Origin of the sequence: Mesorhizobium sp. M1E.F.Ca.ET.041.01.1.1, assembly GCF_003997355.1 — a bacterium.
Taxonomy (GTDB): Bacteria; Pseudomonadota; Alphaproteobacteria; order Rhizobiales; family Rhizobiaceae; genus Mesorhizobium.
In genome coordinates this window covers 1-2,243 of the sequence record NZ_RZSL01000791.1, presented here as the reverse complement: position 1 = coordinate 2,243, position 2,243 = coordinate 1, and the positions used below count along the sequence as shown (strand labels likewise).

Annotated in this window: 2 protein-coding genes; both read right to left on the bottom strand. The window is 65.8% G+C overall.

Annotated features, from left to right (window positions below; genetic code table 11):
* A partial coding sequence (locus tag EOA38_RS34175; protein WP_145966215.1) for a glutamine synthetase family protein occupies window positions 1-1,106 on the bottom strand: 1,106 nt, incomplete at its 3' end.
* 409 nt (window positions 1,107-1,515) lie between these two features.
* On the bottom strand, window positions 1,516-2,243 hold a 728-nt coding region (locus EOA38_RS34170; RefSeq protein WP_127301295.1), incomplete at its 5' end, for an SDR family oxidoreductase.

Genomic DNA, 2,243 nt, shown 5'->3' with positions numbered 1-2,243 from the left:
GCCAGATACGGATTGGCGTCGGCGCCGGGAAGCCGGTTCTCCACCCGCCGCGCCGCGCGCCCGCCCATCGGCACGCGCAGGCCGCAGGAACGGTTGTCGTGCGACCATTCGATATTGGCCGGCGCGCTGTGCCCGGGCCGGATGCGGCGATACGAGTTCACGTTGGGCGCGAACAGCGGCATCACCTCCGGGATGTATTTCTGCAGGCCGCCGATGAAGTGCGCGAACATCTCGCTGTCCTCGCCGTCTTTGCCGGCGAACAAGGGCTCGCCGCTCTCGTCGACGATCGACATATGCAGGTGCATCGAGCTGCCGGCCTGCGCCGCGATCGGTTTCGCCATGAAGGTGGCGTGCATGCCGTTCGCCTGCGCCGCCTGCCGCGCAATACGTTTGAACAGCAGCGCCTTGTCGGCCAGCGCCAGCGGATCGCCATGCAGGAAGTTGATTTCCAACTGCGCCGTGCCGGATTCATGGATCAGCGTGTCGAGCGGCAACCCAGCCGCCGCCGAATGCGCATAGATGCGTTGGATAACCGGCTCGAACTCCTCCAGCGCCTGCATGTCGTAAGGATGCTGCACGTTTTCCGGACGGCCGTTGCGCCCAACCGGCGCGGTCAGCGGCCGGTCCGGATCGGGGTTTGGCGCCGTGAGATAGAATTCCAGCTCCGGCGCCATCACCGCGCGCCAGCCGCGCCGACGGTAGAGATCGAGCACGGCCCGCAGCACATGGCGCGGCGAGGCCATCCATGGCCGGTCGTCCATGTGGAATGTGTCGGCAAAGACATAGGCCTTGCCGGCGCCGGCGCCCGGCGCATGGCAAAGCGTCGACAGGTCCGGCACCATGCGCATGTCGGGGTCCTGATAGGCAAAGCCCTCATCGATGGAGCCGGAATAGCGGCCGTCGATGGCGACCAGGAAGGCACTGCTCGGCAGGCAAAGCGCCCGGTCCTCGAGCGACTTGAGGAACTTGGCCGCCGGCAAGGCCTTGCCGCGCAGCACGCCGTTGACGTCGGGCACGAGGCATTCGACCTCGTTTATCCCATGCGTTGTCAGCCAGCTTTGCGGATCGGCGCTGCTGGAGGGTGAAAAGTCCTGTTTATCAAGCATCGGTCATGTCCGTACGAAGGAGAGATCGCTTCGGCGGGCACGTCCGTTCCGGGCAGATGTTTATGTAAGCTGCGCTATCCGAAGGACGCCCGCCTGATGGCCGGCCCGGAGGCCGGATTGAGCGTCCTCGCTACCCCTTCGGTCCAACCATCACGAACGACATGCGAGCCGACCTTGGTCTCCTCCGCGCGTTGCAAATTCTCGTGCCGGCAGCAGCGCATGATCAGTGATATCCCGCCGAAGCGCGGTTTCTTGCGGCCGGAATTGAAAACGGCCGAGAGCGGGAGAGCCTTTTTGCCACTTGTACGGCAAGCCTCGTCTAGGAACCTGACCTATGGTTTGACCGATCGTTGCTTCCGGCGCAAGCACGCTTCGCCGAACAGGCTCATCGCACTTCCGGGCCGGCGCCTCAGCCGATGCTCTCGCCACCGTCCACGACCAGCGCCTGGCCGGTCATGAAGGACGAGCGGTCGGAGACGAGGAACAGGATCGCTTCGGCGATCTCCTGCGCGCTCGCCCAGCGCCCCATCGGGATCTTGGTGCGGACATAGTTTTCGATCGCATCGCGCCCGCCCATCTGGGCGATGAACGGCTCGTTGAACGGCGTGTCGACCCAGCCCGGGCAGAGCGCGTTGATGCGCACATTGTGCTTGGCGTAGTCGAGCGACATCTGCCTGGTCATCGCCACCACGGCGTGCTTCGACGTGGCGTAGGCGATCATCTCGCGATCGTAGAAAACGCCGGAATTCGAAGCGGTGTTGAGGATGACGCCGCCGCCCTGCGCGATCATCGCCGGCATTACCGTCTTGGCAGCGAGGAACTGGGCCCGCACATTGATCCGCCACGAGGCGTCCATGCCGTCGGTGCTCACTTCGGTCAGCGTGCCGCCGACCTGGATGCCGGCGTGGCTGTGCAGGATGTCGATCCGGCCATGCTTGTCCAGCGTTCCCGCGATCAGACCCTCGACCGCCGTGTCGCTGCCTACATCGGCGGCGACCGCTTCGGCGCGGCCGCCGGCTTGGCGGATGTCGGACGCGGTGGCTTCGCCGGCCGTCCGGTCCCGGTCGGCGATCACCACGACCGCCCCCTCGCTTGCCATGATCATGGCGCCGGCGCGCCCGATGCCCGACCCCGCGC